24 protein-coding genes are annotated in these 24,247 nt (G+C 33.7%); 6 read left to right on the forward strand and 18 right to left on the reverse strand.

The features are described 5' to 3' along the window. A partial coding sequence (locus tag IAI56_RS09455; protein ID WP_187657637.1) for a choice-of-anchor L domain-containing protein occupies positions 1–1,944 on the reverse strand: 1,944 nt, incomplete at its 3' end. Positions 1,945–2,074: 130 nt separating this feature from the next. Between IAI56_RS09455 and IAI56_RS09460 the strand changes: the two genes are divergently transcribed. From IAI56_RS09460 to IAI56_RS09475, 4 genes are all read left to right on the forward strand, one after another. Further along, positions 2,075–2,971, forward strand: coding sequence for a NifU family protein (locus IAI56_RS09460; protein ID WP_187657638.1), 897 nt, complete (start codon positions 2,075–2,077; stop codon positions 2,969–2,971). 173 nt (positions 2,972–3,144) lie between these two features. Continuing rightward, positions 3,145–5,178 carry a thioredoxin domain-containing protein gene (locus tag IAI56_RS09465; RefSeq protein WP_187657639.1) on the forward strand — a complete coding sequence of 678 codons (2,034 nt, stop codon included), beginning with the start codon at positions 3,145–3,147 and terminating at the stop codon, positions 5,176–5,178. Positions 5,179–5,213: 35 nt separating this feature from the next. Further along, a complete protein-coding gene (locus IAI56_RS09470; RefSeq protein WP_187657640.1) occupies positions 5,214–5,612 on the forward strand; it encodes a YtxH domain-containing protein in 399 nt (132 codons plus the stop codon). A 68-nt stretch (positions 5,613–5,680) separates the two neighbouring features. Next, positions 5,681–6,514: a mechanosensitive ion channel family protein gene (locus IAI56_RS09475; protein WP_187657641.1), complete on the forward strand. Its 834-nt coding sequence runs from the start codon at positions 5,681–5,683 to the stop codon at positions 6,512–6,514. A gap of 779 nt (positions 6,515–7,293) precedes the next feature. Here the strand turns inward: IAI56_RS09475 and IAI56_RS09480 are convergent. From IAI56_RS09480 to IAI56_RS09495, 4 genes are all read right to left on the reverse strand, one after another. Further along, positions 7,294–8,757 carry a hypothetical protein gene (locus IAI56_RS09480; protein ID WP_187657642.1) on the reverse strand — a complete coding sequence of 488 codons (1,464 nt, stop codon included), beginning with the start codon at positions 8,755–8,757 and terminating at the stop codon, positions 7,294–7,296. A 301-nt stretch (positions 8,758–9,058) separates the two neighbouring features. Further along, positions 9,059–9,715 carry a tRNA (adenosine(37)-N6)-threonylcarbamoyltransferase complex dimerization subunit type 1 TsaB gene (tsaB, locus tag IAI56_RS09485; protein WP_187657643.1) on the reverse strand — a complete coding sequence of 219 codons (657 nt, stop codon included), beginning with the start codon at positions 9,713–9,715 and terminating at the stop codon, positions 9,059–9,061. Next, positions 9,715–11,016, reverse strand: a complete 1,302-nt coding sequence (locus IAI56_RS09490; protein WP_187657644.1) for an efflux RND transporter periplasmic adaptor subunit — start codon at positions 11,014–11,016, stop codon at positions 9,715–9,717. Before IAI56_RS09490 ends, tsaB begins: the two co-directional genes overlap by 1 nt. Before the next feature lie 9 nt (positions 11,017–11,025). After that, entirely contained in the window at positions 11,026–12,348 is a 1,323-nt protein-coding gene (locus IAI56_RS09495; RefSeq protein WP_187657645.1) for a TolC family protein, read from the reverse strand. Between the two features lie 152 nt (positions 12,349–12,500). Here IAI56_RS09495 and IAI56_RS09500 point away from each other — a divergent pair, with 152 nt between their 5' ends. Then, on the forward strand, positions 12,501–13,892 hold the full coding sequence (locus tag IAI56_RS09500; protein WP_187657646.1) for a DUF4403 family protein: 1,392 nt from the start codon (positions 12,501–12,503) through the stop codon (positions 13,890–13,892). Between the two features lie 48 nt (positions 13,893–13,940). On the opposite strand, the gene IAI56_RS09505 is transcribed toward IAI56_RS09500, so the two are convergent. The 10 genes from IAI56_RS09505 to IAI56_RS09550 all read right to left on the reverse strand — a co-directional run bounded on the left by IAI56_RS09505 (position 13,941) and on the right by IAI56_RS09550 (position 20,687). Next, a complete protein-coding gene (locus IAI56_RS09505) occupies positions 13,941–14,156 on the reverse strand; it encodes a hypothetical protein (RefSeq protein ID WP_187657647.1) in 216 nt (71 codons plus the stop codon). A gap of 40 nt (positions 14,157–14,196) precedes the next feature. Then, a complete protein-coding gene (locus IAI56_RS09510) occupies positions 14,197–14,787 on the reverse strand; it encodes a DUF420 domain-containing protein (RefSeq protein WP_187657648.1) in 591 nt (196 codons plus the stop codon). Next, positions 14,780–15,469: an SCO family protein gene (locus tag IAI56_RS09515; protein ID WP_187657649.1), complete on the reverse strand. Its 690-nt coding sequence runs from the start codon at positions 15,467–15,469 to the stop codon at positions 14,780–14,782. The genes IAI56_RS09510 and IAI56_RS09515 overlap by 8 nt, the downstream gene beginning before the upstream one ends. Further along, positions 15,459–16,166 (reverse strand): thioredoxin domain-containing protein, encoded by a 708-nt coding sequence (locus IAI56_RS09520; RefSeq protein ID WP_187657650.1) that lies wholly within the window; start codon positions 16,164–16,166, stop codon positions 15,459–15,461. Before IAI56_RS09520 ends, IAI56_RS09515 begins: the two co-directional genes overlap by 11 nt. An 80-nt stretch (positions 16,167–16,246) precedes the next feature. Further along, the gene (locus tag IAI56_RS09525; protein WP_187657651.1) at positions 16,247–16,606 is read right to left on the reverse strand and encodes a cytochrome C oxidase subunit IV family protein; all 360 of its coding nucleotides are present in this window, start codon (positions 16,604–16,606) and stop codon (positions 16,247–16,249) included. Positions 16,607–16,626: 20 nt separating this feature from the next. Then, positions 16,627–17,655 (reverse strand): cytochrome c oxidase subunit 3, encoded by a 1,029-nt coding sequence (locus tag IAI56_RS09530; protein ID WP_187657652.1) that lies wholly within the window; start codon positions 17,653–17,655, stop codon positions 16,627–16,629. 44 nt (positions 17,656–17,699) lie between these two features. Beyond that, complete coding sequence (locus IAI56_RS09535; protein ID WP_187657653.1) at positions 17,700–18,281, reverse strand: cytochrome c oxidase subunit 3; 582 nt, start codon at positions 18,279–18,281, stop codon at positions 17,700–17,702. 2 nt (positions 18,282–18,283) lie between these two features. Next, a complete protein-coding gene (gene cyoE, locus IAI56_RS09540) occupies positions 18,284–19,189 on the reverse strand; it encodes a heme o synthase (RefSeq protein ID WP_187657654.1) in 906 nt (301 codons plus the stop codon). Positions 19,190–19,484: 295 nt separating this feature from the next. Further along, the gene (locus IAI56_RS09545) at positions 19,485–19,874 is read right to left on the reverse strand and encodes a hypothetical protein (protein WP_187657655.1); all 390 of its coding nucleotides are present in this window, start codon (positions 19,872–19,874) and stop codon (positions 19,485–19,487) included. Positions 19,875–19,883: 9 nt separating this feature from the next. Beyond that, a complete protein-coding gene (locus tag IAI56_RS09550; RefSeq protein ID WP_187657656.1) occupies positions 19,884–20,687 on the reverse strand; it encodes an endonuclease/exonuclease/phosphatase family protein in 804 nt (267 codons plus the stop codon). 171 nt (positions 20,688–20,858) lie between these two features. Between IAI56_RS09550 and IAI56_RS09555 the strand changes: the two genes are divergently transcribed. Then, complete coding sequence (locus IAI56_RS09555; protein ID WP_187657657.1) at positions 20,859–21,593, forward strand: hypothetical protein; 735 nt, start codon at positions 20,859–20,861, stop codon at positions 21,591–21,593. A gap of 909 nt (positions 21,594–22,502) precedes the next feature. Here the strand turns inward: IAI56_RS09555 and IAI56_RS09560 are convergent. The 3 genes from IAI56_RS09560 to IAI56_RS09570 form a co-directional block, all read right to left on the reverse strand. Further along, a complete protein-coding gene (locus IAI56_RS09560) occupies positions 22,503–23,312 on the reverse strand; it encodes a hypothetical protein (protein WP_187657658.1) in 810 nt (269 codons plus the stop codon). Between the two features lie 248 nt (positions 23,313–23,560). Then, positions 23,561–23,878 (reverse strand): GIY-YIG nuclease family protein, encoded by a 318-nt coding sequence (locus IAI56_RS09565; RefSeq protein WP_187657659.1) that lies wholly within the window; start codon positions 23,876–23,878, stop codon positions 23,561–23,563. Between the two features lie 149 nt (positions 23,879–24,027). After that, entirely contained in the window at positions 24,028–24,228 is a 201-nt protein-coding gene (locus tag IAI56_RS09570; RefSeq protein WP_187657660.1) for a hypothetical protein, read from the reverse strand. Positions 24,229–24,247: the final 19 nt, after the last annotated feature.

Below are 24,247 nucleotides of genomic sequence, written 5' to 3' on the forward strand. Positions count from 1 at the left end.
AATCAGAGGAACAATTACTGTTGGATCATTTGGATCTTGGACACTAACCAAATTATAAACTGTTGTAGATGTTAAAACAGCACTTAAAATTATCGAGTCACCCGATGAATTTAAGATTGTTGTCAAATTAGAACCTCCATTAATATTGTATGTAACCGTAGCATTTGGGGTACCTTGAAAAGTTACAGTTGCATTTTGTCCTGAACAAATTGAGGTGCTTTGAGAAATTGCCGCATTTGGTAAAGGATTTACGAAAAGTGTAAAACTGGTAACACCAAAACTACCTGGATTAAGATTGTCTTGTAATCTAACATAAATTATTTGACCATCGGTACCTAGGAAAGTATTTATAGGATTAATTGGATTTACACCACTATTTGCATCTGCAGGAGAAGTGTAAAAAGTAACTGTATAATCAGTTAAATTGTATGAACCATAAACAAAAGGTAATTGCGGTGTGAAATCAAAATCTCCAATTCCACCTCCTAAAGTTAATTCAAACTCTGTTAAATCTGGTGGAGTTCCTGGTGTCACAGGAGGTGTACATAAAGTTGTATCTTCAATAACGAAAAAAGATGTTGTTGAAATACAACCGTTAGTGGCATCTTCAACAGCTACAAATATCTCTTGACCGTTAGAGCCATCATAAGAATTTGGATTTGCTATATAATCTGCATAAGCTTTTGCACCAGACAAAGTATAATGATAGGAAACCGTACCTACATTACCATTCAAAATTGTTGATTCATTAACTGTCACATCAAATGGTTGTGAACATTGGGTAATATTACTTGGAGTTCCAAGAGTTAATGGCGGAAAATATTCTACAGTCATTGTATCTGACTGTTGACAACCTCCGGGATAAGTTATTGTTATACCATAATCTCCACCTTGCGTAATGGTATATGAATTAGTATTAGCTCCAGGAATAATATTTGTATCTAGTGTCCATTGATAAGTTACACCAGGCAAAGCTACAACACCTGCTTGAATTGTTATTGCTACGTCATTACAAATACCCGATCCATTTGCAATTGTTAAATCAGTTAATCCATCATAAACACCTGTTCCAGCCAAATCCGCAGATCCAATATTAAAACTTCCTCCACCAAGAAAAACTGCTGAGTCATAACTTTGATCATTTCTATCAGCGATAACTAACTTAATATGATATGTATTTCCAGGAATAACAGTAGCATTAGCAGTCATCAAAACTGTTTGACCATTAAAATCTATAGCTGCGGCAGCTGCGGCAGCACCTTCATTGTTTGAACCAAAAAAAGCTGGATTAGCAGCATCACATGTTGGTAAATTAGAATTATCTCTAATGGTTGTAACTGAAATCGGCGTTTCTGTTGCAGTCCCTGGAACTAAAGCTAAATTAATGGGCGGAGTGCCAGCAGTTGTATTCGTAAGAAAAAAAGCAAATGCATCAGAAAAAGTACACTGAAAATCTCCATATTCCTCAGATGCAAACAAAAAATCAAAACTCATCTGATTTGTTAAAGGTGTAAAATCAAACTCTAATATTGTTGCATCATTATAATCTGTTAAACCTGCATCAATACCTAAACCATTGATATAATTAAACAATTGATTGTCTCCAGGCCAAATTTGATCGGTAAAAGTACCTAATTGTTGTGTATTTGGACCAGGAATTTGATCAATTCTTCCCGTACTTAAAATTACCCCATTTGTTAATGGAAAATTTGGATTTGTATTGGTAAAATAACCAATACCATTGTGTGAACCAAAATTAGATCCTGTACTCCAAGTAATATTATTAATCGTACCAACACACGCTGAACCAGCAGTACCGTTACCAAATAAAACATCTTGAACTAATTGAGGAACTGTATAAGTTGTAGTATTAACCGTTATGGGTTGAGCAAAAGACTTTGCGAATAAAAAAAAGATTGAAAGCGAGAGTAAAATTCGTTTCATATATAATTAATTATGAAGCATTTAAAACAATTTCAAATCACTTGAAATGTTAATAATTTGTTTAAAAGTCCAAATATAGTTATTCATGGAAAATATCTTTGTTAAATTTGCAAAAAAATATATAATACAAATGAAAATCATTATAAAAGAAACCCAAAACCCAACAATAATTAAATTTGAATTCCCCGATTTCATCACTCAAAATCAAAATTTCGAATTTAAAAACATTGATGAGGCTAAAAATTCCCCTTTAGCCCAACAACTTTTCTACCTTCCATTTGTAAAAACCGTTTACATCTCTGGAAATTTTATTGCTATCGAACGATTTAGTATTGTCGAATGGAAAGACGTTCAAGACGATGTTGCCGAACAAATAGAAAACTTTGTAAACAATGGCGGCATAGTTGTACTTCCAACCGAAAACGCGATAAAAAAACAACCTATTTCCGTTTATGGCGAAACCACTCCAAATCCAGCTTCGCTAAAATTTGTAGTCAACAAAGCTTTGACAAAAACTTCGGCTGAATTTAAAAATATCGATGAAGCCAAAGCATCGCCTTTGGCACAAGAATTATTCAAATTTCACTACGTTAAAGAAATTTTCATCACCGAAAATTACGTTTCCGTAACCAAATACGACAGTATTTCTTGGGACGAAATCACGTTAGAATTACGAACATTCATTAAACAATTTATTGAAAATGGTGGAACCGTTTTAGACGAAAGTTTAATTGCAACCGATGAAAAACAAGAAAAACAACAAATCAAAAATTTCGACAATCTCGACACAACCTCACAGCAAATCATCAACATACTCGAAGAATATGTAAAACCAGCCGTTGCAGCCGATGGTGGAAATATTCTTTTCGATTCGTATGATGAAACCGATAAAAAAGTAAAAGTAGTACTTCAAGGTTCGTGCAACGGCTGTCCATCATCAACATTCACGCTAAAAAACGGCATTGAAAACATGCTTAAAAGTATGCTAAACGACAACGAAATTGTAGTTGAAGCTTTAAACGGATAATAATTTCAAAATAAAACCCTACCTTTAAGCGTCATAAATCATGGCGCTTTTTTAATTTTTTTTCAGGAGCTATTTCCCGCTTTACGCAGTATCTTTTTTTGTCACATCGAGCACAGTCGAGATGTCTAGTTATAAAAAAGGATACTTGCTTCAATCGGGGCTAAACCACAACAATGAACGAGCTAAATCTAGAAACCAGTCCTTACCTATTACAACACGCCAACAATCCGGTACATTGGAAAGCGTGGAACGAAAAAACATTGGCTTTAGCCAAAAAAGAAAACAAACTAATTCTTATCAGCATTGGCTATTCCGCTTGTCATTGGTGCCATGTTATGGAACACGAAAGTTTTGAAAACGAAGAAGTTGCAACCACAATGAACGCACATTTTATCAACATCAAAATCGATCGTGAAGAACGACCAGACATTGATGCCGTTTACATGAAAGCCGTTCAAATAATGACTGGTCGCGGCGGTTGGCCAATGAACGTTGTCGCTTTGCCCGACGGAAGACCAATTTGGGGCGGAACCTATTTCAGAAAAAACGAATGGATAAATTCACTCGAAAAACTTCAGGAAATTTATATTCAAAATCCTGAAACCATTCTGGATTATGCCGAAAAACTACACGAAGGATTGCAATCCATTAGCATCATTCCAAAAACAGAAACCACAACCGATTTCACCTTTGAAATTCTTGAAAAACTAATCGAAAAATGGCAAAAAAGCTTCGATTGGGATTTTGGCGGAATGGCTCGAGCTCCAAAATTCATGATGCCAACCAATTATGAATTTCTACTTCGATATGGTCACCAAACGAATGATAAAAAACTTTTAGAATTCGTAGATTTAACCTTGACCAAAATGGCTTTTGGTGGATTATTCGATACTGTTGACGGCGGATTTTCGCGATATTCTGTTGATATAAAATGGCATGTTCCACATTTTGAAAAAATGCTGTATGACAACGGTCAAATGGTTTCTTTATATGCCAATGCTTATAAGTTAACCAAAAACAAACTATACAAAGAAGTCATTGAAAAAACCTTGGACTTCGTTGAAAAAGAATGGTTAACTCCCGAAGGAAGTTTTTATTCCGCAATTGATGCCGATAGTTTAAATCATGAAAATCACCTAGAAGAAGGCGCATTTTATGTTTGGACAAAAAAAGAACTTCAAGTCATTTTAAAAGAAGATTTCGAGTTATTTTCGGAGGTTTTTAATGTTAATGAATTTGGATTTTGGGAACACGAAAATTATGTTTTAATCCAAAATCAGTCATTGGAACAAATAGCAAAACAGCAAAATATCGCCATTGAAACCTTGGAACAAAAGAAAAAATCGTGGGAACAAAAACTCTATCTCGAAAGAGAAAAAAGAAGCAAACCTCGATTGGACGATAAATGTTTAACATCATGGAACGCCATTATGCTAAAAGGTTTTGTGGATGCATACAAAGCTTTGAATGACGAAAAGTATTTGAAAATCGCATTGCAAAACGCCAATTTCATCATTGAAAAACTTTGTAATGTTGATGGAAATTTATTCCGAACCTATAAAAACGGAAAAGCTACGATTAATGGTTATCTCGAAGATTATGTTCATGTAATGGAAGCTTTTATTTCATTATATGAAGTTACTTTTGATGAACATTGGCTACATAAAACCAAAGATTTAGCACATCATTGTTTGGATTATTTTTATGACGAAAAAGAGCAATTTTTCAGATTTACTTCACGTCAAGACAGCGATTTGATTACGCCACATTTTGAAGTAGAAGATAATGTAATTCCGGCGGCAAATTCAGTAATGGCAAACGTTCTATTCAAATTGAGCATTTATTTTGAAAACAGCTATTTTGAAAAAATAAGTCAGCAAATGCTACAACATATTATCCCAACGATTGATTATCCATCGGCATTTTCCAATTGGTTGAACTTGTTACTAAACTTTTCTGAACAGCAAAAAGAAATCGCTATTTGTGGAGAAAAAGCCATCGAATTTGGAACAAAAATCAATCAGTATTATTTTCCAAATGCTATAATCGCTGGAGGTAAAAACGTTTCTAAACTTCCATTTCTAGAAAATCGATTTGTAGAAAATGAAACGCTTTTGTATTTGTGTCAAAATCGAACCTGTCAAAAACCAACCGATAATTTAGAAGAAATCTTAATTGAATTAAAAATCAATCATAAATTTTTGTAATATTGTTATTATTAATCAATTAAAAAACTACAACTATGGGAATCGGAGGATTTTTTAAAAACTTATTTGGCTCGTCCAAAGAGAAAGTAAGCGAATTTGCTGATAAAGCTGAAACATTTGCCGAAGAAAGTATCGAAAAAGCAAAAGAAGCTGCTGCGCCATTGGTTGACAAAGTAGAAGAATTTGCCGAAACTGCTAAAGAAAAAGTAAGCGAATATGTTCCACAAGCAACCGAAGCTATTGAAAATGCAGTAGAAACAGTAAAAGAAAAAGCTAGCGAATTGGCAGATAAAGCCGAAGAATTAGCTGGAAGTGCTGTTGCTAGTGTAAAAGAAAAAGTAAATTCGTTTACTGATGATGCTTCAGAAACAGCGGAAGAAGTAAAAACAAAAGCAGAAGACATTGTTAAACCTGCTGACGAAAATGCCGATTAATTTAAAAAATCGTATTTTTGCATAATTAAAATTAATCCCGATTCTGTCGGGATTTTTTATGATTATTTATGGAAAAGAAAGAATTGCAATACATCCATTCCTTTGAAGAATATGTGAACGAGTTTATCAACACTTTGATTGCTTATTCACCCAAACTGATTTCTGCTATATTCATTTTAATTATTGGACTTTACGGCATCCGATTGATAAACCGTATGGTAAAAAAGATAATGCTTAAAAATGAATTTGATCCAACACTTTCACGTTTCTTGGCAAATAGTCTTCTTTGGGCATTACGATTATTGCTTTTCATTACCGTTATTTCCCGACTTGGCATAGAATCATCTTCGTTTGTTGCTATTCTTGGTGCGGCAGGTTTGGCTGTTGGTTTATCGCTTCAAGGTTCGTTGTCTAATTTTGCTGGTGGCGTTTTGATTATTTTATTCAAACCGTTTCGTGTTGGCGATAGCATTGAAGCGCAAGGTGTTATTGGAACTGTAAATGAAATTCAAATCTTCACAACCAAATTACTTACTTCAAATAACCAAACCATATTTATTCCAAACGGGATTTTATCTAACGGAGTTATCATCAATTACTCATTGCAAGGAATGCGTAGAGCCGATTTAATATTTTCGCTTTCTTATGATACCAATATCAAAGTAGCCAAAGATATTGTGATGCAAGTAATGCAAAATCATCCATTAGTATTGAAAACTCCAGAGCCAAGTATTGTGGTGAAAAACCTAACCGATTCGGCAATTCAAATCGGCATTAGACCATGGTCAAAAAATGAAGATTTTGGCAATATGAGTTCAGATATTTTGGAACAAAGTAAAGATGCGTTTGACAAAGCTGGTATTTCTATTCAACCTTTTGTTAGAGAAGTTTCGGGAGAGTAATATTTAACTTTTAAAATTCCGAGTAACGAACAATTTTATTGAATAATTTGAAAATTTCACAAAAAAATCCGCAAAGTCTGGAGACATTTGTGGAGCATATCTAAAAACTCTTTGCGAAACCAAGTGGAATAATAAAGTAAATTTCAATGTAATAGCTGTTAAATACAGTAAACTTCCTGCTAAAGACACAAAATTAGTTGCTAAAAATTATAACTGAATTGCTAAAACTTGAAAACCTTCTGCTAAAAGGGATAAACAAGTTACTAAAAACAATAAATGTTCTGTTAAAGGTTAAAAATTAGCTACTAAAAGGTGTAAATGAATTGCTAAAACATAAAAATCTTCTACTAAAAGATATAAATGAGTTGCTAAAGGTACAAAATGAACTGCTAAAAGCAGAAAATTAATTGCTAACACGGGAAAATTAATTGATAAAACAAAAAGCACTCTGATTGGAGTGCTTTTTGTTTTAAAGTTGGTTAAAGTTACACACTTTTCTGGAAATTTTAACCACTAGTATCTTAAAAAATTATTTATTTGAAAGTTAGTAATTCCAAAATACAAAGTAATAAATGATTGCAATAGTGACTTTCAGTTATATTTTAAAGTCACTATTGTTACAAACAGTAATTATCTTAAGATTACTACTTTTTATTTTTAATACTTTTAATCAATTTATATAACAAATAAATCAACAAAATTGTTAAAAATAAAATAAAAACTTGCCAAAATAAAAGGCTAAAGCTAAATTCATCAATTTTAAATTTCATATTTTTAAATTAAGGTAATTTTACTGCTGAGATTATAGTTCCTGTTGTTGTATTTAGAACGACTCTTATTTCTATTTCACTAGACCATATCGTACCAACTCCATCAATAAATACATTATAATGTATATCGCCAGAAATAGTTATTGTTGCTGTATTGGCAGTAGTGTTTATATTAACATCGTAATCCTTTTGTTCCCAACCAAAAGCTAACGTAAAACCATATGCAGAAGATGTTACATTAGCAATTGAATACGGAGGAGACATATTTTGTTTTATTTTAAAATTTATTCCACCAAATATACCTGTTAATGCTAATTTTACTTTTGCAGTTTTTTGATTATTTTGTTGGTCATTCTCCACTTCAAAATCAAATCCTTCTGTTGGAATATCATTTATAAAATTCTGAAATTCAATAAGATTATCAAAATTCAATGAATTATTAGCAACTATAGTATTATCAAATTTAAAACTATCTCCTTTTTCAATTGAAAAATTTATCAATTCACTAGCAAACTCAATAGCTTCATTTTGTTCTAAAGTTAAATATTGATTAATGTATGCTAAAATATCTTCTTTAACTTCATCGTCTGCCTCATTTTTCCACCAATTTAATTGCTCGTCTGAGAAAGTATTTAGTAATTTAATTTCAGTTTTACTTTGGTTTAAAACAGGTGTTGTTATTATTGGGTTTGGGTTACCGTCGTTTATATCTGGATTGGTATTTCCTGTACTTCCACCTGTTGAACCGCCACCGCCACTAACAGGGTTACCTCCTGAAGTTGGTGGATTATATCCTCCAATACCACCACTTGAACCGCCACCATTTGATAAACAACCCTCACTAATTGTTAACACTTGATGTTCCACTTCAAAAAAACCACCATAACATCCTTCTCCCTTATTTTCAATTACTTTTCCATTTATATCTTCACAATATCTTGTAATTACTGTTATAACATCAACACAATGAGCTCCATTTCCTGAAATACTTATTCTAGCATTATTCTCTAGCATTGTAATTGCATCAGGTTCTTTTGAAAGTAACTCACCTCCATCACCAATAGCTTGTAACTCTTGTTGTGACAACAAATATTCTGTTATATAAGCTACATATACATCGTCTTTTGAATTAAGCACTAAATTTTCTACTTTATTTGAAAAAGCTTCATCTATAATTTGAAAAGTAATGGAGTGTTTTCCATCATTCTCTACAACAACAATATTGGTAGTATCAATAAAAACTCCATAGTCTTCGTTGTAAACACCTCTATTAAGAATATTTGGATTTTTCTTTGAACGAGCTTCTCTTAATTTTTGAAATGCCGATTGATTTGACTTAAATTCAGAAAAACTGATTCTCTTTAATTGATAGTTTTGATTTAAACTGTTATCGCTAATATAGTCTTTCTCAGCTTCGCAGCCACTAAAAATTGTTGCGAAAATTAATGATAACAAAAGGTAAATTTTTTTCATGTTTTTTTTAAATTTAGGATTACTAATTTAAAAACATAAAAAAGCGTAAGCAGAACCAAATACTCGTTTCAGAGGTTCGTGGAAACCTAAACACAAAAGCAAATGGAACGCCTACGCAAATTGTAGACGTATCCAACTTTACTTCTCTTTGTGTTTTGAAATTTTCCACGATTTCTGAAAACAGAGATTTTTAAAAGCTAGAACGCAATTCTATATTTTTTCTAATGTAAGAACGTATTTTTAGTTATAACTAATCCAAATCTAAAAATTAAAATTTAATTTACAAAATTTTTCTTATATTTTACTTTGTTAATTTAAAATCCTTCAAGTAAAAAGGTTCAAAATAAGCCACGTCTTCAAATTCGTTGTTTTGGAATTTTTCAAAGCTCAATTGGCTCATTTCGTTTGCTGATGGAAATACTATTTCAGGCAAAAAAATGAAGTTCTCTTTGGTCAAAACTGTTTTACATTTTTCTTGACAATCGCCAACAAAATAAACCGTTTCATTATAATCTTGATAGCTATTTTCACTTAAAACTTCGGCTTCTACGTCTTTTATTTTGTTGTGATTTTTATCAAAAATGGCGCTGTAAACTTCCATTCTTCGAGCATCAATCATCGGGACGATTAATCCATCAACAACAGCTTTTTTTGCCAAAACTTGCATCGTATCAATAGAAATCAGCGGAATTTGCAACGCATAACACAATCCTTTTGCTGCCGAAACTCCAATGCGCAAACCGGTATAAGAACCTGGACCTTTACTCACTGCAACCGCTTTAATTTCGGAGAAATTGACATTGGCTTCTTTTACAATTTCTTCAATAAAAACATGTAGCTTTTCGGCATGAGAATAACCTTGCTCGGCTATTTCTTTACACAAAATAGTTTCACCATTTTTAGCTAAAGAAACCGAACAATTTTTGGTAGCGGTTTCTATGTTAAGAATATATGTCATTATTTTTTCTCTGGTTTCTTGGCTTTAGAATCGTTTTTAGATTTTACTTTATCGCCCGAATTTAAGTCTTTAGTAACTGTTGTATATGGACCAGTGATAACTACATCGCCTTTTTTCAAGCCAGAAATGACTTCAATGTTAGTATCATCTTGAATTCCAGTTTTGATAATTCTAATTTTGGCTTTGTCTCCATTTTTCACAAAAACACATTCGAATTTTTTACCATTTTTAGAAGTGATTTTACCTTCGCCTTCGTCTTTTGCTTCATACTTTTTAGTTGCTGTTGTATCCGATTTTACCACCACAGAACTAATTGGAACGCCAATAACGTTTTCTTTTCTTTTAGTAATAATATCAACCGTAGCTGTCATTCCTGGACGGAAAGGCGAAAAAGTTGCTGGTTTTCCTTCCAATAAATCTTGGTATGATTCTTTTAGAATTCTAACTTTTACTTTAAAATTAGTTACTTGATCAGCGGTTGTAGCTGCGCTTGCTGAGTTAGAAATACTGGTTACAATTCCTTTAAATTCTTTCTTCAAATAAGCATCGACTTGAATTTTTGTGCTGTCGCCAATACTAACTTTTACAATATCATTTTCGTTTACATCAACTTCAACTTCCATATTGTTTAGGTTGGCAACACGAAGAATTTCGGTTCCAGTCATTTGTTGTGTTCCTAAAACTCGTTCTCCCAATTCAACACCAAGCGATGAAATTGTTCCATCGGCTGGCGAATAAATAGTTGTTCTTCCTAAGTTATCTTTAGCTTCTTTTACGGTAGCATTTGCACTTTGAACATTATAATACGCATTCTCTTTGGTAGCTTTTGCGCCTTCAAAAACAGCCACAGCTTTATCCCATTCTGAGCGAGAAATAATTCCTTTGTCAAAAAGTGTTTTGCTTCTATCATAACTTGCTTTTGCTTCTCTAAAAGTGGCATCGGCTTGGCTTAAACTTGCTTTTGTTCCCGAAAGATTTGAAACCGTTCTGTTGTAACCCGATGTATATAAATCGGGATTGATTTTTACTAATAAATCACCTTTTTTCACTACTTGACCTTCTTTTATAGGCAAAGCGATAATTTCTCCAGAAACTTCAGATGAAATTTTCACTTCAATTTCAGGTTGAATTTTTCCGGTAGCGGAAACGGTTTCAACAATCGTAATTTCGTTTACTGCTGCCGTTTCAACTTCTATCGATTCATCATTGCTACCAATTGTTCCGTTCTTTTTTAAAATCACTAAAACGGCAAGTAACGCTAATATAATTCCAACTATCCAGTATATTTTCTTTTTTGACATGATATATAATTATTTTGTGATTGGGATTCCGAAGTAAAATTCTAATAATTTAATTCTAAAGATGTAATCGTATTTGGTACGTAACACTTCTGATTGAGCATTTTCGTGAGCCAACAAAGCTTGACTGTAATCGAATGAATTTAAAAGTCCAACATTGTATCTTTCTTTAGAAAATTCTTGGGCTAACTTTCGTGCTTCGGCAGTTTTTACCGCAGCTTCGTAGCTTGCTTTTGCGTTTTTCAAATCATTATACGCTTGATAAACGGTTCTTTCTAAGTCTAATTCGGCTTGGTCTAACAATAATTTTGTTCTTTCTTGATTGATTTTACTACGTTGTACACGACCGCGAGTTGTAAATCCGTTTAAAATAGGAAGATTTAATTGCAATCCAATATTGGTACCGTCAAAAATGGAAAGCTGATCTACAAACCCAATCGGAATACTTTGTGACCAACGCGTGTTGTAACCCATAAAACCAGAAAGTGTTGGCATGTATCCAGTTCGTGAAAGTTCCACATCTTTTTTAGCTAAATCCAAATTAGAATTGGCAACTTTCAAATCTTTTACCACTTCTCTTGCTTTTAAAGCAATGCTTTCTGGCGATTGAAATAAAATTTCTGTTGCTGGAATTGGCATATCATCTGAAGCAATATCAAACGTAGCGTATTCTTTCAACAAAAGTGTTTGTGCCAAAGCCAATTTAGAGATTACCAAAGTATTTTCGGCATTGATAATTTGTTGTTCTTGTCCAGCATCAGTAGCTTGCAATTCATATATATCACCAGCTGGAACTGTTCCTGCTTGAATTAACTCATTTGTTCGCTTGATGTTTTCTTTGGTGATTTTATTTTGGTTTTTCAGCACTTTCAGCTGTTCTTTATTAAACAAAATTTGCAAATAAGAATTAGCCACCGAAAGCATAATATCGTCTTTCATTTTGTCTAATTTATAGGTATTTGCCATTTTGTTTAGTTTGGTTCGCTGCAAGGTTTTCCAGTTAGCCAAACCGTTAAATAAATTCACACCCATATTAAGATTAGCCGAAGCCGATCGAAACGATTCGTTTTCAAACTGGTTAGTTGCAGGGTTAATGTTTGCTCCAGTATTGATACCATAATTAGCCGAACCCGAAAAACTAGGCAAGAAATTACCTATGGCTTCTAGTTTTTCAACATCGGAAACTTTCAAATCCAATTCAGATTGTTGAATGGAAATATTGTTCTCTACTGCATAAAGAACGCATTCTTCCAATGTCCATTTTTTAGTTTGGGCAGAAGAAACCAATCCTATCAGAAAAAATGCAGTGAGAAAAAAAGTTGTTTTTTTGTTCATAGTTTGACTGTTAAAAAGTCCTTGAAACGTGATTAGTAACAAAGGTATAGTTTTTGTTAAATAATTAAATCATAATTCTAATCTTTAGACTATTGTTTTTTAAATATGTTACAGGTTTTTATTTATAAATTTGAGCACAATTATTTATTCCTATGAAAATAGTATCCTTATTGCTTTGTTTGATTTTGGCTCTGGTTGTCTTAAACGGCTGTTCGACTGCCCAAAAAATTGAAACTTTAAAACCATTACCAAGCGATGATTCGCCGATGGTTTATAAAACTTCCACTTCGTTTATTAGCATGCCATTGGAAATTTCGCTGAAGGAAATTGAGCATCAATTAAACAAAACCTTAAATGGTGAGATTTATAACGACACAAACATCAACGATGATAAAACGGAAATGAAAATTACTAAAACGGCTCCAATTAAAATTGTTGAAAAAAACGGAAGAATCCAGACAACTTTGCCTTTAAAAATTTGGTCTAAATTCAAATATGGAACCGATTTTATGGGTTTGAACGACACCAGAGAAATTAATTTAAATGGCATAATTACCTTGGTTAGCGATGTTAAGTTGTCTAATTTTAAAATGAATACGGTTTCAAAAATTGAAGATTTTGAATGGAGCGAAAGTCCAACGATTACCGTTGCAGGAAAAAATGTTCCGATTACTTATATTATCAATCCAACCTTGTCGATTTTTAAATCGAAAGTAGCTAAGAAAATTGACGAAGCCATCAATCAATCGGCGGATTTTAAACCTTACGTTCTTGATGTTTTGGACAAAATGAGTACGCCGTTTCAAACCAGCGAACAATATCAAACTTGGTTCAAACTAATTCCAATAGAAGTTTATGTAACCGATGCTGTTTTAAGCAAAACAAAAATAAACATGAATTTAGGACTAAAATGCAACATGGAAACGATGGTTGGTCAGCAACCGAAAAACACGTTTGATAGAACAAAAATTGCTTTCAAACCTGTAGTTAGCGTTCCTGATAAAGTGACTGCTAATATTGCTGCCATTTCTACTTATGATAGTGCTTCGAAAATTATTACTGCTAATTTTAAAGGAAAAGAATTTGCATCAGGTAAAAGAAAAATTGTGGTTCAAAATGTTTCGCTTTGGCACAAAGACAGCAAAATTATCATTGCACTCGACATGACTGGAAGTATTAACGGAACGATTTACCTGTCGGGAATTCCAAATTATAATTCGATTACTAAGGAAATTTATTTTGACCAAATGGATTATGTTTTGAACACCAAAGGTTTGTTGACCAAAACCGCCAATTGGTTGTTGCAAGGCATGATTTTAAGAAAAATTCAAGAAAATTGTCGTTATTCTATCAAAGAAAACTTGGACGAAGGAAAGAAAAACATGTTGCCTTATTTGAATAATTATTCGCCAATGAAAGGTGTTTTCGTTAACGGAACAATGAACGACTTTGAATTTGAAAAAGTAGAATTGACCGACAAAGCCATGATTGCATTCATCACCACCACAGGAAAAATGAAAGTTTTGATTGATGGGATGGAATAGTTTTTAAACCTAACAGGTTTTGAAAACCTATTAGGAGTTGAATTCTAACTATTTTCTCTTTGTATACATTCTGTAAATAATAAATCCTAGCAAACCAACTAAGATATACGGAATTGCCATTAGATAGACAATTCCATCGTTTACAGCTTCGGCTTGTTTTGTATCGCCATTACTTTCTAATGATGCGCGACACATGGCGCATTGAGCATTTGCATTAAGAGCAAAGAGTAAAGAGCATAGGGTAAAGAACAATCCTTTATTCATTTTGCTTTTTGCTTTTGACTTTTGATTATTGATTTTTGACTTAGTTTGCATAATAAGGCGAAATCATGATGTAAACAATTACTCCAGTTATAGCAACGTATAACCAAATTGGGAATGTGATTTTAGCTATTTTTTTATGTCTATCAAAACGCTCCGCTAAAGCTCTAACATAAGTAAACAATACTAATGGAATGATGATAATAGATAATAAAATATGCGTAATTAGAATGAAGAAATAAATCAGTCGCATAATTCCAGCTTCGGCTAGTTCTATTTCGCTAACAGTTCCATCGTGGTTAACATCACCATATTTTGCAGAATCAGCGGTTAAATGATAGGCAACATACATGACAAGAAATGCAACTGAACAACCAATTGCTGCTGTCATTAGTTTTTGATGTTTTTCACGATTACCGTTTTTAATGGCTATAACTCCAATTACCAGAAGAATTGCAGTTAATGCGTTAATTCCTGCATAAATTGGTGGTAAAAATGATAACGGTTCAACCTCAATACCAAAATCTTTTAGTTTAACACTAAATAAAATAGCAACAACAACAGGAATTAGTATAGAAACAACAACTATTCCCGATTTGAATTTTCCTTCTAAATTATTATTTTGATTATTCATTTATCAATATTTTTATGTCTTCAATAATTGCTTTTACTCCTTTAGCTTCCAATCCGTCGTAGTACAAGATTGGGTTTCCAAATTGGTCTTTTCTACAGCGAATGTTTCCTTCTTTATCAATCAAAGCAAACAATCCAGAATGTTCAAAACCGCCATTAGCATTCTTATTTTGGCCAGCATAAAGATTGAAACCTTTGTTGGCTATTTCGTATATGTATTTTTGATCGCCCGTTAAAAAGTGCCAATTGGTTGATTTAACGCCTAATTCTTCGGCGTGTTTTTTTAATACTGCTGCTGTATCATTTTCGGGATTAATGGTTATGGAAGCAATACCAAAATTTGGGTTACCAAAAAACTCATTTTGGATGGTAATCATGTTTTTATTCATGATTGGACAAATGGTTGGACAGGTTGAAAAGAAAAACTCGACAACATATACTTTTCCGTCATAGTTTTTATTAGAAATTGTTTTTCCGTCTTGATTGGTTAATTCAAACTTTGGCGCAGGACCAATTTTTACTAAACCTGTTTCAACTTCTTTATTTTTATGATTGGAAACTCCGTCAATTCGATTGCCTTGTACAACGGTTCCGTTTGTTATTCTATTGATAATTTTTGGAATAAAAATAATTCCAAAAACTAGAACTACTAATGAAATTCCGATATATGATTTATTTTTCATTTTCCTGAATCTTTGTTTCTACTTCTTTGGTTATTTTGTCACGAAAAGCATCTTTTCTGTTATTCTTTTTTAGTGCTAAACGGTATTCGGCTAGAATTATTTTTAAATCGTCGGTCATTTCGTTGTGGAGTTCTGCCGAAGATTGAACGTTGTACCCTTCGCGATATTCTGGTTTTCCTTGAACGCTTTTGCCTTTTCTTCCACGAAGGTTTCTTTGTTTATCGATGATATAGACATTGGGTGAACCAAAATTATCATTAAGTTGACCCACTAATTTCATTGTCTTGAAAAACTCTTTGATTTCTTCGGGTTTAGCAAATACAAAATGATAGCCTTTGGTATCCGTTAATTTGTCTAATCGTTCCAAAATACTTTTTACTTTATCTTGAGTTCCATCGGGCGAAATGAAAACGATTTGAAAGTCTTTGAATTCTTTATTTCGATTGTAAATCTTTTGGTTTAAGAGAAAAAAATTACCTCTGTTTTCCATGATGTTTTCTCCAGAAAATCCTAGAATGGTTATCTTATCATTAAGTGTTACCTTTTCTCCGTTTAGTGATTTCCAATTTGGATTAACATCCGCTATTTTTTCGGTAAGCGTTGGAAGTTTAATAAAGCTGTTTACTCCTGTAGCAAAGAAAAGGTATACTACTAAAGGAAGTATAAATAGAATAATTAGGACTGCTTTTTTTTTCATGGCTTGAGTGACTAATTTGTCGAATACAAAAATAAAAAAGTCCCGATTAACATCGGGACTTTTTTTGAATTAATATAGTGTTAAAAATTCCATTTAATAGTTGAGTCTCTAAAGACTTCATAAACGTAATTTCCTTCTACCAAAAGTATAAATATTAAATATAAGACTAAGAATACTGTTGTTCCAACAACTGCCCATCTTAGACTTGCTTTTTCGCCGTCCATGTGCATGAAAGCCCAAGTAATTTTGTAGGCTTTGTATAGTGTTAGAATAATAAATATCCAGTTTAATAAGTTCATTCCAAGAAAATCGTTCATTACCAAAGATGCTGGTTTGATGATTCCTAAATAAACTTCAACTATCGTTACTATAGAAAGGATTCCAAAAACAATCCATATCTTTTTAGTGTGTGATTCGTGTGCGTGATTATCGTGTGCCATAATAGGTTATAAATTCAAGATTAAACTAAATAGAAGAATGTAAATACGAATACCCAAACTAAATCTACAAAGTGCCAATAAAGACCAACTTTTTCAACCATTTCGTAGCTTCTTCTTTTTTCGTATGTTCCTAGTAGAACATTTAAGAAAATAATAATATTAATGATAACTCCTGAGAATACGTGGAAACCATGGAAACCAGTAATAAAGAAGAAGAAATCAGCGAATAGTTTACTTCCGTACTCGTTGTGTTTAAGGTTTGCACCTTCTACTACTAAAGCTCCGTTTGCTAACATTGCTTCCGATTCTGCACGAGTTAGAACTGTTTTGTGTTTTTCTTTATTTAGTTCTGGATGAAGTTTAGCGTCTTTTTTCTCAGCGTCTGTACCTCTGTAGATAGCTTCTGTTCTGATTAATAAATCAGGATGTGCTTTGAAACCTGCTTGCACTTCTGCAACTGAATAGGTTGGTAAAGCTGGTTCGCTTTCAAACCAAATACCGTTGCTTGCTTTGTGTTGTGTTCTATCTTCTTGTAGTGTTGCAGCAAAGTCGGCAAGTTTTACTCTTTTACCTTCTTTGTCAACAAATTGAAGAATGCTTCCACCTTTAGTTTCTACAGCACCAAACTCTCCTTTGATGAAATTTTTCCATTCCCAAGCTTGTGAACCTACGAAGATTAAACCTCCAACGATGGTTAACAGCATGTAGAATGCTACTTTTTTCTGTTTCATTTGATGACCTGCATCAACGGCTAATACCATTGTTACTGACGAAAAGATCAAAATAAAGGTCATTAAAGCTACATAATACATTGGTGCATCAACACCGTGTAAAAATGGAAAGTGAGTAAACACTTCATCGGCAATTGGCCAAGTATCAATAAATTTAAACCTAGAGAAACCGTAAGCGGCAAGGAATCCAGAGAATGTTAAAGCATCTGATACGATAAAAAACCACATCATCATTTTACCATAACTTGCTCCCATTGGCTCATTTCCTCCACCCCAAGTGTTTCCAGTAGTATTTGCAGTAGTAACTGTCGCTCCCATAAAAGTTAATTCGTTAAAAAGTTCCCAAATTTAGATTTTTTTTCTTATTTAAAGAAATATAAAAATAAAAACAAATAAATCCACAAGAAATCGAGAAAGTGCCAATACATTGCACCAAGCTCAATTCCAAGCAATTGACTTGAATTGTATTTTTGTTTAAAATGATTATAAATTATGATTAAAAGTGAAATAATTCCTCCAAATAGGTGTACAAGGTGGGCTGCTGCTACAACGTATAGAAAAGTTGTAGTAACATTACTTCCTGGACCGGTGAAATAATATCCTGCATTTTTCACTTCGGCGAAACCTTGAAATTGTAGGTAAACAAACAGTAGTCCTAGTGCTAAAATGGTTAACAGTAGAGTTGTTGTTGTTTTTCTATCGTCTTTTTTTATTGCTTTCTTAACAAAAACAAAGTTGATGCTGCATAAGATTATTACCAAGGTGCTAAAATAGAATGCGCTCGGCATTTGGAAATTTTGCAACCAATCTCCACGAGATTTACTTACTACAAAGGCACTGGTTAAGCCAGCAAACATCATAGTCATGCTTAACATAGCAAACAACAAAATCAGTTTGTATGATCTTGATGATCTTGCTTTATGTTCTTCGGCGGTCATTGTCATACTTATTGTCTTAAAAATTTATCTACTATATATACTATTTGCAAAAGACTGATATAGGAAACACTAACTAGCATTAATGTTCGTGCTGCTTTTGCTGTTCTTATTTGATAGAGTTTGATGGCATAGAATATCATCCAAACTCCGAGCAAAAATACTAAACCTGCTGCAATTGGCGAAAGAAAAAGTTTTCCTGTGTATCCAAATGCTGGTAATAATGATGCTACTAGTAACCAAAAGGAATAAAGCACGGTTTGAAGCGCTGTTGAATTGTCTTTTTTTCCTGTTGGGAGCATAAAAAATCCTGCTTTTTCGTAATCTTCATAAAGAAACCAACCTATTGCCCAAAAATGGGGAAACTGCCAGAAGAATTGAATTAGAAATAGGGTTCCTGCTTCTATACCAAATTCGCCAGTAGCGGCTACCCAACCTAACATGAAGGGAATTGCTCCTGGAAAGGCTCCGACAAATACTGAAAGAGGCGTATAGGTTTTTAAAGGTGTGTAAATACTGGTGTATAGAAAAATAGAAATTGCGCCAAACATGGCTGATTTTGGATTGATGGTGTATAATAATACTAATCCAATTATGGTTAAAAGGCTTGCTACAAAGAGTGCATGATTGGGTGACATTCTTCCTGATGCGACTGGACGGTTTTTGGTTCTGTCCATTTTGGCATCGAGGTCTTTTTCTATTACTTGGTTGTAGGCATTCGAGGCACCGACCATGCAATATCCACCAACGGTTAGGATGATTAGGGTTGTCCAGCTGAAGGGGTTATTTTCATCAAATCCTAAAAGGTATCCTGCTATTGAGGAGAACACCACACTTACAGCTAATCCTGCTTTGGTGATTTCTTTAAAATCAGTGGTGATTGTTTTTAGTGAAAAGGGTTTGACGGTAGCGTTCAATGCTTTGTTTTTTTCTTTTTTTGTCTCGATATTTCGAAATCTTTGCAAAGGTACTTTATAGAAAACGATTTAGCAAACAAACAAATCATAAAAAAATATTAGGATTTTAGAGTAGTTTATTGCTGTGTTGGTTTGTGATTTGGTTTTTTTGCCACGGTTTGCACAGATTAGCACAGATTTTTTCTTATGAATATTTAGACTTGCTATTTATTGCTATGAATACTAATTGCACCTGTAAGTAAGACAGTTTTTTTTTATTGGAATGGGATTGCTGTTTATAGAGCTATGCCCTTTTTTAATCTACTGTTAGTTCGTACAGATTTCCTTGATTGTCGGTTGCTAGTAGTTCGCCATTGCCTGTCCATTCTACTGCTACCTCTATTTCTTCTCCGCCAGAAATGGTTAGTATTCCTGCGCCCTGTTTGTCTTCCATATATACACTGCCCGATACTTCTTTGCCTTTGGTGTCAAAACCTGAAACATCGTAGTTGCCGCTGGTTCCTGTTCTGTATTCGTATTTATGGGTTGTATCGGTGTGTAGGGTTTGTTTTTCTTCTTGGGTAAGGTTTTTAGAGTTTTCGGGTGTAAAGTTGCTTGGTTGTTGTTCTTTTTGTTTGCAGGATAGTCCTAGCAGTGATAGCACGATTGCTAGTACTGAAAATGAAAGGAGTTGTTTTGGTTTCATACTGTTGTTTTATTTTAGTTGTAGGGTTACCGCTAGCGGAATGTGATCGGTGATTTCTCTTGCTGAATTAAAATCATTGAAGTCTTTGTAGAATAGTATGGCTGTTGGTTTTGTAGCTTCTACTCTATTGGTAGGATACCAAATGTTATCGAACTCGTTGGAAAGGCATTTGTCTTCAACACACGATTTTTTGAGCGATGTTTTTTGGTTTGTGAATACTGGAAGATAGCCCATTTTCTTTAATGGATTGAATACGGTGTGCGACTGTGGACAATTGAAATCGCCTAAGAAAATCAGGTTCAAACTGGGATAGGTTTCTGGAAGGAACTTGAAGTATTTGATTTCGGTTTCGGGTTGTTTGCTTTTGGTGATGGCGTGAAAATTGACTAGCGTGAACTGTTTTTTGTTGTATTCAAACGTGGCTAAATAGGGTTCGCGGTCTATTTGAAGTTGGTAGTTGTTTTCGAGCCAAGCCTTGCCTATTCGTTTTACTTTGGCGGTTTTCCACAGGAAGGCATAGCGCTCGGTTTTGTAGCTGGAACTCTCAGTTGGGTTACTCACGGCATAATCCCATTTGTTGCCGGTTCGGTTGAGTTCGTCGGCTAGTTTGGCTACGGCTTGTGCGCCACCATGGCCAGCTACTACTTCTTGTAGTGCTACCACATCATAGTGTTTTAGTACCGAAGCTATGTATTGGATGGTGTTGTCGGATTTTGAATTGCCTAGGTTTTCTACATTCCAGGTTAGGATTTTAACTTGGGCTGTGGTAACCGAAATTAGGAGTAGCAGTAGTAGGGTTAGTATGGATTTCATTCTTCTTAATGGCATTTTGGTTTCTAATTTACATTAATTATTCACTGTTTTTCTTTTGTTTGGTATTAGTTTTACTGTAATTTTACACGTTATATAGTTTATATAAATAGGTTATATAGACGACATATATATTTAGTATCTTTGATTATTGTTTATTTTAAACGTTGTGTTATGGCAAAGCAAGTTGGTATTATACCGTTGGTTGGCACTATTGATGGGGTTAATTTTTATATGCGCAAGGGTAAGCCTGTTGCTCGAAAAGCAGGTGGTGGATTTACGGGCAAAGCGATTAAAAATAGTGCTACCATGGAACGTGTTAGGGAAAATAATAGTGAGTTTGGTCATTGTTCTCGGGTTAAAAAATTATTTAAAGACAGTTTGTTTCCTTTTTTGGGTAAGCAACGCAATGAGGAGTTACAAGGTAGATTAATGAAATTATTTATTGGTATTAAAAATGCTGATTTGGTCTCTGGACGTGGTCAACGGAAAGTTGGTTTGGGTTTGCAACAGGCTGATGGTAAAGCTTTGATTTCTGGTTTTTGTTTTACTTCTTTTTGTTTGCCTACTGATACTGGTTTTTATGATGCTGCTAGTACGACTTACACTTTTAGTGATTTTGCTCCGAAAAGCTTGAAGTTTCTAGCTAGTGCTACTCATTTGGAGTTGCAACTTGGTGTTGTTGTTTTGGATTTAGAACAGATGAAAGCTTCTCTTTTTAGGAGTGACGCTGTACGTGTGCCAAAAAATGGTGCTCCTCAGGCTGTTCCTTTGGCTGCTACTGTACCGAATGATGCCAGTGGTTTTAAGATAGCGGTTTTGCACTACCGGTATTTGCAGGATGTTAATGGTGCTTTTTATGGTTTTCATGAACAAAATGGTTTTGGGTTGTTGGTTGTTGGGGTTTAGGGTTATTTGGGGATTTGGTTTTTTGTTTGATGGTTAGCGGGATGCACTAAAGTACATCCTTACCGAAATATCATCCCTGACGGGATTGGGAGTTTGGGAAGTTTTGGATTGTCTTGTGATGTTGGGTTTTATTAGACCTAACAGGTTTCCAAAACCTGTTAGGTCTTGGTTAGTGGGATGCACTAAAGTACATCCTTACCGAAATATCATCTCTGACGGGATTGGTTGGAGGGTTTGGTTATACGTTTATGAGGTTATAAGGTTATGAGGTTATAAGGTTATTTGTAGCTTCTCGATACATTTTTGGCTTGGGGATTTGTTTTTTTTGATGGTTGGTTTGTTGTTAGCCAAAAACACTCGAAGTGACGGTGGATGGAATGTTGGGTTTTGGTTAGTGGGATGCACTAAAGTACATCCTTACCGAAATATCATCTCTGACGGGATTGGTTGGTGGGTTTTGGGTTGTTGTTTTTGGGGTTTAGGGTTATTTGGGGATTTGGTTATACATTTATGAGGTTATGAGGTTATTTGTAGCTTCTCGATACATTTTTGGCTTGGGAGATTTGCTTTTCGTTTGATAGTTTATTGTTAGCCAAAAACACTCGAAGAGACGAAGGATGGAATGTTGGGTTTTGGTTAGCGAGATGCACTAAAGTACATCCTCACCGAAATAGCATCTCTGACGGGATTGTTTGGTGGGTTTTGGGTTGTTGTTTTTGGGGTTTAGGGTTATTTGGGGATTTGGTTATACGTTTATGAGGTTATAAGGTTATGAGGTTATAAGGTTATTTGTAGCTTCTCGATACATTTTTGGCTTGGGCGTTTTCTTCTTTTGCGGGTTGGTTTGTTGTTAGCCAAAAACACTCGAAGTGACGAGGTGGATTTGGTTAATCTATTTACTCTCTGTTATTATTGCTTTTTCAAATCTTCAAAATCATCAAAAAAAGCAAGTGTATCTTCTTGTTTGTTGCTAACTTCTTCTTGGTATTTCTCGTCTAAAAAAGTTTTAGAAATTGAAACTAGTTCTAGATTTTCTCTTGTTTGTATAAATTCTTCGAGTTCTTTATAGGTATAATACATTTCTTCTCCTTGTCCTACGCCTTCTAGTTGGTTGCTTTGGTCGTTTACAAAATAGGCTTTGTCTCCACCTAGTGCTAGTGTGTCTAACATAACGGATTTTCTAAAATTTTGATAATTGTCTTCCTCTATATACTCTCGGGTTTGTATTGTTTTACAGAATGTCCACCATCTTGTATAATAATGCAAATCATTCGAAACCAGTTCGTCATGGATATACATATAGCTGTATTCTTCTGTTGTTGAATCATTATATAAATTATATTGAGCAATTTTAAGTTCCTTTTTTTCTTGTTCAATTTTTTCAGTACTAGGCATTTCATCATTATATCTTTCAAAATCATACCAAAACCAATATTCTTTCTTGTTGAAAACGGCATCACCATATTTTTGATGGAGTTGTTTTTTTTGAAACATTTCATCCACTAAGCGGTATTTTTTTGTGAATGGTTTTTTTTCGATGTAACCCAATGAAATGAAATCTTCTTTTAAATCATTTTCGAGTAGTGTGCTGAAAATCTCAATGTTATAGTAACCATATTCTATAGAAAACCCTAATCTATTTGATAAATCAATGGCGAGTGTTTCAACATTAGTGATGTTTAAATTATGACGACTTAATATAGAAATATCACAACCCATTTATAGTTTTATTTTTATTTGGTTCATTAATTTTTGGACTTTGCAGTGCTTAATGGTTGTTATTTTTTGCCACAAATTACACAAATTTTCACAAATTTTTTTGGGATGGATTAAAATACATCCTTACCGAAATAGCATCCCTGTAGGGATTGGCTCTTTCGATTTGTTTTTTTGTTGCTACGAAGTCTGGAGACTTCGCAGAACTGGTGATTAGTGAGTGTGATTCTTCGTTCCTCAGAATGACAAAATCAAACGAAACGATGATTTAAAAATTCAAAATTCTCATTAAAGGAGCGAATCAATTCTAATTTTTTGTCTCTCTTCCAACCTTTTAACTCTTTTTCTCTTTCAATAGCTAGTTGCACCCAAGTAAACTTTTCATAGTAAACTAAAAATTTAAGATTGTATTTTGAGGCAAATGTTTTAATTCCTTTTTCTATATTTTCTTTGTGTTCTGTTAAACGTCTGCCTAGATCATTAGTCATTCCGATATAGTAAGTTGACCTATGTTTATTGGTGATTATGTATACATAAAATGAAAAATGTCCTTCGTAATGTTCAATCATTATATTATCTATGGTTTTTATTTTCTATTCTCTCTTTTTGTCATGTTGACGCAGGAAACATCACACTTGTCTTTCACGTTTTTTCTGTGATTAGTGTGTGTGATTCTTCGTTCCTCAGAATGACAAAAGAAACAATGAATTACGAAGTACTAAATATGTTCGACATTTTTAAAATCTTCTTCTTTTAGATTATACATTTTGCAAACATACTCGATTGAACGATTAAATTCTTTCATGGCTTCTCGAGCCATCCATACTCTTATTTTGCGCTCTTGTTCTTCTGAGATTTCGAACTCGGAGTGCATTTTTTCTGTTAATTCGTCGCGGTATGGTTTTTTATCTTCTTTCATGGTTGAGTTTTATTACTTT

Origin of the sequence: Flavobacterium macrobrachii (genome assembly GCF_014486675.1) — a bacterium.
Taxonomy (GTDB): domain Bacteria; phylum Bacteroidota; class Bacteroidia; order Flavobacteriales; family Flavobacteriaceae; genus Flavobacterium; species Flavobacterium macrobrachii.